The 9,515-nt window shown below is 55.4% G+C and carries 6 protein-coding genes and 1 pseudogene; all 7 read left to right on the plus strand.

Features of this window, described 5'->3' with window-relative positions; genetic code table 11:
• Positions 1-723: a TrbG/VirB9 family P-type conjugative transfer protein gene (locus tag ACMU_RS18145; RefSeq protein ID WP_035262793.1), complete on the plus strand. Its 723-nt coding sequence runs from the start codon at positions 1-3 to the stop codon at positions 721-723.
• Positions 716-2,032, plus strand: a complete 1,317-nt coding sequence (locus ACMU_RS18150; protein WP_035262796.1) for a TrbI/VirB10 family protein — start codon at positions 716-718, stop codon at positions 2,030-2,032. The genes ACMU_RS18145 and ACMU_RS18150 overlap by 8 nt, the downstream gene beginning before the upstream one ends.
• Positions 2,033-2,034: 2 nt before the next feature.
• Positions 2,035-3,030 (plus strand): ATPase, T2SS/T4P/T4SS family, encoded by a 996-nt coding sequence (locus tag ACMU_RS18155; RefSeq protein ID WP_035262799.1) that lies wholly within the window; start codon positions 2,035-2,037, stop codon positions 3,028-3,030.
• Positions 3,023-3,214 carry a DUF4177 domain-containing protein gene (locus tag ACMU_RS18160; RefSeq protein ID WP_035262800.1) on the plus strand — a complete coding sequence of 64 codons (192 nt, stop codon included), beginning with the start codon at positions 3,023-3,025 and terminating at the stop codon, positions 3,212-3,214. Before ACMU_RS18155 ends, ACMU_RS18160 begins: the two co-directional genes overlap by 8 nt.
• 9 nt (positions 3,215-3,223) lie before the next feature.
• The gene (locus ACMU_RS18165; RefSeq protein ID WP_035262802.1) at positions 3,224-4,222 is read left to right on the plus strand and encodes a type IV secretion system protein; all 999 of its coding nucleotides are present in this window, start codon (positions 3,224-3,226) and stop codon (positions 4,220-4,222) included.
• 523 nt (positions 4,223-4,745) lie between these two features.
• Positions 4,746-8,108, plus strand: coding sequence for a DEAD/DEAH box helicase (locus ACMU_RS18170; RefSeq protein ID WP_161635710.1), 3,363 nt, complete (start codon positions 4,746-4,748; stop codon positions 8,106-8,108).
• A gap of 880 nt (positions 8,109-8,988) precedes the next feature.
• Positions 8,989-9,515, plus strand: a pseudogene (locus tag ACMU_RS19375) (RNase H family protein); the annotation flags it as partial.

Raw genomic sequence — 9,515 nt, forward strand, 5'->3', positions numbered from 1 at the left:
ATGCGCCGCCTGTTCCTGATCCTCGTCTTCCTGGTTCCGCTTGCTGGCACGGCTTTCGCCGAAACTCAGCCGCGCCAGGGTCCCTATGACGCCCGCGTCCGGCTGGCCACCTATCAGGATGGGCAGGTCTACCGCATACGCACCAGCCTGACCCATGTGACCAGCATTGAGTTTGGCCAGGGCGAGACCATACGCTCAATTATCGCGGGTGACACCGCAGGCTTTCTTTTGGACGGCGTGCCTGGAGGCCAGGCCTTTGCAATCAAGCCTGTCACGCGCGGCGCGCACACCAACATCACCGTCTACACCAACCGGCGCAGCTATTATTTCAACGTGACTGAGGCGAGCTCGCCGACCTTCTACGTCATTCGCTTCACCTATCCCGAGGCGACCCCTCGACAATCGCGTGTGGCCGCCACCGCGCCAGCAAACCACGCCTATGGCGTCAGCGCGCGTTCCGAGATCACCCCGCGCGAAATCTGGGACGACGGCACCTTCACCTATTTTCGCTTTGCCGCGAATGCGCCGTTACCCGCGATCTTTCGATGGTCCGGCGGCAATGAGCGCAGCGTGAATGCGCTCGCGCGGCCAGGCAGCGTGAATGCGCTCGCGCGGCCAGACGGTGTGATCCGTGTGTCAGGTGTCAGCGATCGATGGGTTCTCAGGCTTGGGGAGGACGAGATCTGCGTTCAAGAGATGAGCGAGGCAAATCAGGATGAGTGAAACTGCTGAGCTAAAGAAGCGCCTCGAAGCGCTTGAAGGTAAACCACAAAACCGAAAATCGCGGCCGTCGGCTATCACTATTGCCCTGGGTATTGGGGCCATCGTCGCCCTTGGTGGTCTCTTGCTGTTGTTCTCTGGCGGCTCTGAACCCGAAGGCCTCGAAACCGCCTCACCGGATGAATTCCAAGCAGCGGGACCAGGGTTTGGAGACCTTGAGCCAACCCCTGCACCGATTGACACATCGCCACCTCCAGCAGAATCAGAACCAGACAACGCAACAGACGAACTGCGCGCGCAAATGGACGCCATGCGGGCAGAGCTTGAAGCCCTGCGCAATGCGCCAGCACCTGAGGCTCCGGCCGTCGACCTCGAGGCATTGGATACCTTGGGCGCAGAGATCGATGCCCTGCGCAGCGAGGCCGCTGCGACGCAAGCCGCTTTGCGCGAAGAACTGGAAGAACGCGCGCGGCAAATCCAGCGGCTTCAGAACGATCTGGAACTCGCGCGCCTTGAAACGCCGCGCACGCCCGCACCAACCGGCCCCACGGCCGAAGAACTGCGCCTTCAGGAGCTCGAGCGGCGGCGACAAGCCGAACTTGAGGAACTCCAAGCCCGCATCGCCAGTCCTATCATCGCCTTTGGCGGCTCGGGTAACGGCAACAATGAAACCGCCTCGCAGCAGCGGCGGCTTGATGGCGACACAGACTTTGTCCGCAATGGCGCTGAACCCGCTGACGTGACGCAGGCCCAGTTGATCGTGAACCCGTCAAATACGGTTGTCCAAGGCACAATGATCCAGGCCGTGCTGGAGACGGCGATCGACAGCTCGCTCGCCGGTCAGGTCCGCGCGATGGTATCGGAAGATGTCCACGCCTACGACGGCTCGCGGATCCTGATCCCGCGCGGGGCACGCCTGATCGGGCGGTATCAATCTGGTCTCGATATTGCGCAGCAACGCGTGACCATCGCATGGGACCGGATCATTCTGCCCAGCAACCAGACCGTCGAAATCAGCGCCTTCGGGGGCGACGAACTGGGGCGCTCCGGCACGACCGGGTTCGTCGACAGTCGCTTTGGCACGCGGTTCGGGTCCGCTGCTCTGATATCGCTGATCGGAGCCTTGCCCGCTGTGGCAGCCCAGAACACCGAAGATGAGATCGCCTCTGATGTTCTCGAAGGCATTGGCGAAGACTTCCAAGACAGCGCGCAAAGCGTGATCGGCGAATATCTCTCGGTCTCGCCCGTGATCTATGTCGACCAAGGAGCCCGCGTCACAGTGATGGTCGACCGTGATCTGGAGATTTTCTGATTATGGCGGCCAGCTATCTGCAAAGCTCGATGGACAAGATCCCCGAGGCGCGTGATCCCAAGTTGATCGAGCTCTGCATCAATCCCGACGGCACGTTGTGGGCCGAGTTTCAGGGCGATCACTTCATGCGATCCATCAATCGTCGGCTCTCTCAGAACGAGATCAAGGACCTTGGCAATCAAATAGCCTCGGCGGCAAACACCACACTCAGCAGGACCAAGCCTATCGTATCGGTCAGCATCACCTATCGCGATCGCCCCATTCGCGCGCAGGTCATCCAGCCCCCGGCCGTTGATGGCGGCTATGCGATTTCCCTGCGGTTCTTCGCAGACCTGCCGCTGGATCAGATCAAGCTGTGCTATCTCTTCGGAAAAGAGCGCAGCAACGAGGGTGCAAGACGTACCCGCAATGCCGAGCTGCGCGATGTCGTGGCCACGGGCGACATCGACGCTGCGATCAAGTTCTGCGTCAGGCACAAGCTCAACATGATCGTGTCCGGCGGGACCTCGACCGGCAAGACCGTCACGGCGCGCAAGATCCTCTCCTTCGTGCCCGCCGACGAGCGCATCATCACGATCGAAGAGGCCGCGGAGCTGCGTCCAACGCAGCCCAATGTCGTGACGCTGATGTCTGATCGCGATGAAGCTACGCGCAGCGCTGATGTCCTGCTGACCTCTACCCTGCGCGTGCGGCCGGACCGTATCGTCCTGGGCGAAGTGCGCGGCAAAGAGGCCATGACCTTCCTCGAGGCGATCAACACCGGGCATGGTGGCTCGCTCACCACCCTGCATGCGGAAACCCCTCAGCTGGCCGTGCAGCGCCTCGCCATCGCCGCCCTGAAAACCGACGTGCTTATGACCTACCAGGACATGAACGACTACATCACCCGCTCGATTGATGTGATCATCCAGGCCGGTCGCCATGAAGGCGCGCGCGGCATCACTGAATTCTACCTGCCGATTGATCCGGCCCATTCGAAGGAAACAGCCAATGTTTGAATACAAGCTTGAACAGATCAACACCGCCAAGACAAAACCGCCGAAGATCGAAGCGCTGCTGACGGCTCTTGGCCAAGATGGCTGGGAGCTGGTCTCGGTCGTGCCGGATTTTGACGGCGAGCACATCCTGAAGGCCTTCCTGAAACGCGACATCTGGCGTGTCAAACCGACCGAGAAAGCATAGGAGCACCCGATGGGCGTCGTCACCTGGATGGTAGAGACAACCGACAACTTTCTGGACGACGCGGCTCAAACCACCTTTGGCAACGTCGCCAGTCAGCTTGGCGGCGTCATTGCAGTGGCCTCGACGCTCGCGGTGATCGGCGTCTTCCTCAACATGGTGTTTCAATACAAATCCATGGATGGGCGGACCGCGTTCTGGTTCGCCCTCAAGCTGATGCTTATCTCTCTGTTTGCGATGAACTGGGTCCAATTCAACGCGGTGGCGAGCGCGCTGATCGATGGGCTCGACCAACTCGCGGGCGGTATGGTGGCAGGGCTTGGCGGAGGTGGCGCGGGGGCTAGATATTTTGCCAGTGCATTCGACGATCTGATCGAAGAGTTTGGAAATTACCTAAACGCAGCCGGTGACAACATGCATTGGATGGCCGGAGCCCTCATCGGCGCGATCGGCGCATTCCTACTAGGCGTCATCGGCGCACTCTGCGGCCTAGTGCTGATCTTCGCTAAAATCATGCTGGCCTTCATGATCGGCATTGCCCCGATCATGATCGCGCTTTCACTGTTTAATGTCAGCAAGGACTATTTCCACCGCTGGCTGTCCAGCACCGTGTCCTACGCGCTCTACCCTCTCGTGATCGCGGGGGTTTTTTCTACCGTCGTCGGAATGTCGCGATCACTGATGACCGAACTCGGAGATCCCTCCGGCGCAAGCAACATCGGCGCACTAGTGCCATTCTTCATGATGATGTTCCTCGCAGGCGGCATGATCATCGCCACCCCGCTGATCGTGCGCTCTATCTCAGGCAACTTCATGATGGCCGCACCACCGAGCATTCCCGGTCCCGGCGGTTTCGCAAAGGGCTTGATCGGCACCAAAGGCTCGCGGGCGCGGGCACGGTTTGGGACCAGGTCGAACGCTGAAATTGCGGGAGCTGGGATACGGCAGGCAAGCAATGCTACCGTTTCGATGGTTCAGCGGGTGGCAGAACGGGCGAAGCGGTTGCAATAGAGGATTTTCGGCCTGGAGGAGACATTCACCCATTGATCGCCATGCTGCGATTGGGCCCGTCAGACCGGGCGTTCGCTGCGCTCGCAAGGCCTATGCTCTGACGGAGGCAAGTTTACTGAAGCTTTCGAAACTGCCGTTGGCGTTTTGATATGAGGGCGTACACTGGGCGTGTCAAAAAATTCTGTCCTGACAGTCCCTTCGGGCGCATGCGATTTTGCGATGAAGGCTATGTCAGCAAAGATTTCGCCGCCGAGTTAGGCGCAGTTCTCCTCTGTGTCGACCTCGTGAGGGCTTCTAAAGATCGCGATGATCATGAACCCTGTTTCGATTCGTAGCTCACCGCGTTGAAGAATGACAAACGCGTGATTTTTTCTCCCGCTGCGCATGCGCAGCGCGCTGCTGATTACCTGCATGGACTTCAATTTGATGATCGGGCCGCCACTTAGGCGGTCCTTTCTATCGCAATATTAAGATGTTACGCTTTCAACTCTGGGGCGAGCTGTAGCGCCTGTTTGGTACGTATTTGGATAAGAAATTGAATTTAAGACAACTCATTGCCGACGGGCGGACTTCATTGCATGCGGATGTGATTGATGCGCGGGCATTCGGTCAAGACATTCGACGTCTTCAATCCTACGGGTTTTGGGAGGCGGCAGACGATGCCCCCGGTCTTTGGGAACATCAGCAAGCGGCTATCGGGACAGTGGTCGCTTATCTAAACGGCGACAAAGCAATTCCTGAGCGTCCGGAACAAATTGAAGCCGCTCTTCTCAAATTACCAACCGGCACAGGGAAGTCTGGGATTGTTGCCGTCCTGGTGCGCTGCCTGCCAGACGTGCGGCGTGTACTTGTTCTAACGCCTCGCACAGCACTCACAAAACAATTGATCGCCGATATTCGCCATCGTTTCTGGAAGCACATGGGTTACGAAGTTGATGCAACCGCCCTTTTTACCGGTGATGCTCAAACTATGGGAACGGCACTCGACGATGTTTATGTTGAGCAACTTCTGCCAAGTGGTGCCCGGCAAATTGTTCACAATCTCGGTGGGGAAGATGTGGATAGGGCCATTCTGGTCGGCACGCATCATGCCCTCGGTGCCATTCGGAAAGCGGCGTTCGATCCCGATGCACCTGGCTCAGACGCCTGCCAAGCTATGCTCGCGGAGATACGTGACAATTTCGATTTGGTTATCGTAGATGAAGGCCACTACGAACCAGCAGTGTCGTGGTCCCGTGGTGTTAGGGAGTTCAATTTACCAACGCTTCTTCTAAGCGCCACACCCTATCGAAATGACTACAAGTCGTTCAGGGTGCGGGGCCGCTATCTCTTCAACTTTCCGCACGCGCAAGCCATTGAGCGAAAGATAATACGTCCTGCCGAAGTCATTCTTCCTGCTGTTGAACCAGAGGGCGACCGGCAAGCTGCTGTAATTCAGTTTGTCGAAATCTTGCATCAAGAACTTTCTGACAGGCTCGCCGCTGCAAGAAACTGGTTTCGCGATGGCACCCAACCAAAAGTCATGGTGCGTGGTGATGACCTAGATACGCTGTATATGCTTCAATCCGAAATTGACCGCGTCTTTGAGACTCAGTCTCTAGTGATACATGATCGCGCCAGGAGGACTCCTCAAAATCAGAATCGATTTACCAGCGTTGCATCTGCTCAGCACAATCGTGCTGATGCCACTTTTTGGATTCATCAGTACAAGTTGATGGAAGGCATTGATGATCCCGCATTTGTCGCCGTCGGCATCTTTGATCTCATGGGCAATGCGCGTCAACTCGTACAGCAGATTGGCCGGGCCACACGACATTCAAAGGGCGATGCGCGCTTTCGACAAACAGGGTGGGTCCTTGGTTCTCCGGCTAACGCATCACGAATTCACACTGCCTGGGAACGCTATAAGGGCTATGAGGACTATGCTGCACGAAAGACTGAGCACATCGTTAGCAACGAAGTGACTCTGCCTGACCGTTTGCTCGAATACATGGCCGAATATCAATATATCAGCGGTGAATTTCGAGGGCGGTTTGAGTTTGAACAACCGCTTGCAGCAGTTGATATCCAGCTTCCCCAATCCGCTGCCGTTCTCAAAACAATTGATCCTCTTCCCAATATTCAGGTCTTTGGATCGGTCATCGAAGAAGCGATCATGGATAAAGATCGCTTCAAGATTACGCCCGTAGACGGCATGCCGGGCAATGCTCTGGGGTTTTCTTACTACGCTTGGCGCAATTCACCTTATCTGATTGACCGTTTCTTTTCTGAATGGAAGCTCGGGATATTTGTCGCAGTCCAGCAGGGCGAGTTTGTGTTCATGCACGATACCGAAGGACTTGTTGTCGATATGGCTGGCCTCAAGCTAAAGCGCGCTGGTCGCTCTCTCATGGAGAAGGCCTTTCCGAAAGACGGCGAAGACAATGCTTCTCGCCTTTCACGTATGTCTTTCTCTTCACTCGATATGTCGCAGCACTCTATTCGCGGCATGGCCATGCGAACACGGTCCTTTGCCGACGTATTCACTGACTTACTTGACCCATCGCTCGTGCCTTCGACGGCGGCGGGTTTTGTAGATGGCAGCGCTAGATATGTTGGGTTTGGGCGCTCGCGCTTGCGAGATGCATCTGAACGCTATGTCCCTATAGCCGAGTATGTTGGGTGGACGGCAGAAGTTGCCGCCGAGCTAAGTGACAATGGTCGTTCTCGAAGCCCTGTGTTCGATCGCTATGCTTCCGTCGTTGAAGATGTCACGACCGAAGATGCCCAGCCAGTCTCCATCCTTATTGATCCGTCACTGGACGACATGCGTGATGATGACGTTGGGGGAGCGGCTTTCGTCTTGCATGAGGATGTCAACTACTTCGATCTGTGTTCAGACGTTGATGAAGCGAATGGAAACTTCACGATCGAAATCGATGATCAGGAAATCCAGTGTTCAGTGGAGTTCGTTGAGGAAACAGGCAAGTATCGCATTGAAAGCGATGAACTGAACGCGCGCTTTCCGGCACAAGAACGGGACGACCGCCGTCAAGGCCAAACGCTTGTTCAGCGTCTAAACCAGCGACAGTCATTTCGCGTTCTCACCTCTCGTCAGGGCGTGATTTACTCAGAAGGAAACTTCTATGAGCCACGCGTTCGCTGGCAACTCGAAGATGGAAGCACCCCGATTTTGGACTATGTTTTGGCCTCTCCGTCACTTGATCAGGTGAATTCCGAGAAAGGTGAAAATCACTTCGCGCCCAACAGGAGCATTTGGCACCAGCAGTCAATCTTTGGAGTCTTTTCTGCTACCTGTGAAGGACAACGTGCAGCCGATGGAATACCTGACGATGAGCTGACTGCCGCAATTGAAGCCCTGCCGATTTGGTTATGTGATGATGACGGTCAGGAAGTTGCCGACTTTATTGGACTTGATCCAGACAACAAGAAAATGGTTCTCGTGCACGCGAAGGTCGGAAGTCAGGGACCCAATGGTCGCGGTTTTAATGTAGGCGGATTACAGGTCGTCGGGCGGCAGGCCCTTGCAAGCTTAGGATTCATTTCACTCGGAAGACCTTCACCTGTTTGGACGGCAGAGCGGTGGCAGAGTGAAGTTCAAGCGAACGCTACTACCCTTGCTGGCCGAAACCGAATGTTTCGCCATCCTGCTGGCTTAGACGCCGAGGACGTCAATGAGCTACTGATTTCTGCTTGCAGAAATCCCTCTTTTGACAAGGAAATCTGGATTGTTGGGGCTAAGATGACGCACCGACAGGTGCTTGAAGATGGCCTCGCACAGGAACAGCTCCAGAACCGGCTGCGACAGTTCCTGATGCACTGGGATGCCATGCAGACTTCTTGTGCGCGAGCAAATGCGAAACTGAAGTTTTTTTGTTCTGATTAGTCGCGTCCTGCGTGCAAGATCGAGCTCTTGGTAACCGAGTGCGCTTCTAACGCAGTCTGGGCCCATTGCTGCCTTTGTGCAAAGATGCCACTTTCATTGCATCAATCGCATTTCTTGAACACTTGGGGCGCAAAGCAGGTTAGCAGAAGCGAGTTTTAGTCGATACGGTAGCATTCACTAATCTCTGTCTCAGTAAAAACTACGACATCCAAGATGTAGGGGCAATTTCCAGTTTGCTCCCACCCCCTTGTATCGAACCATACGGCACCCTACATTTAAACTGCTTTGTTCTTCACAAGAAATGCGGGCTCACACTGAGCGCCGTGAAGATTGATAAGGGCGGGTTGGCGATTGGTTATGAACCGAGGACCGGCCTACAGGGTGCCGACGACGTCGTTTACGATAATGGCGGTGAAGGTCCTGGTGAGCAAATGGTGAGCCTTGCCTCTGAGTTGGCCATAGCCCTTCATTTCTCCGATGAAATGAAGCTTCGGGTGGTCATTAGAGTTTCTTTACGGCTTCGCCTGGACGCGGCGCGAGATTTCTTCTTGCAATCGGCCCGAAAAAGGTAAGCTACCTTATGGAGGTCTGTGCGATGGAAATCGGCGCAAATAAAAACATGTCAGCATGTCATGCTGGCGCAAGGCCGCTTCGGCAACTTGTCGAGGCGCGTTCATTTCGCTGATTTTGATCTGCGGGCTCACACTGAGCGCCGTGAAGATTGAGAAGGGCGGGTTGGCGATTGGTTATGAACCGAGGACCGGCCTACAGGGTGCCGACGACGTCGTTTACGATAATGGCGGTGAAGGTCCTGGTGAGCAAATGTTGCGTTTAGAGGTAGGGCGAGGCTTTCCGATGTCGTCTGCCAGAGAGCACGTAAATGGGGAAATTTTTTACAAAGGCCACGGAGCAGAAAACACTCTTTTCAGCCTGGAGAAAGATTAGGTCTAATGGACTGAGATCAACTTCCTTCGAGACCAGAACGGGCATAGAGAAGTTTGATCGTGACGCAATCAGCAACGTTAAGAAGATTCAACGCTCTCTGCGAACAGGTAAGTTTGAGTTTGAGCCTCAATATGGCGCGACTGTAAAAAAAGGCAGCGGTGGCAAGCGCGGCATCGTAATGGCGTCAGTCCAGAACAGAATAGTAGAGCGAGCTTTGCTTGAAACCCTGCAAGAAAAGTCGAAGTTTATTAAGGCCGTAAACTCTCATCCGACAAGTGTCGGTGGGGTTCCGAACCGGAGTGTTCCGCATGCTCTCCAAATGATTGATGAAGCGTTTCGCTCCGATCAAACCCAGTTCGTTCGATCCGACATATCAGGGTTTTTTGATCATATACCGCGTTCATCAGTCCTTGAACGCATCGCAGAAGATGTAGATGATGATGCTTTCAACCAGTTGCTGAG

This window comes from Actibacterium mucosum KCTC 23349 (assembly GCF_000647975.1).
GTDB lineage: Bacteria > Pseudomonadota > Alphaproteobacteria > Rhodobacterales > Rhodobacteraceae > Actibacterium > Actibacterium mucosum.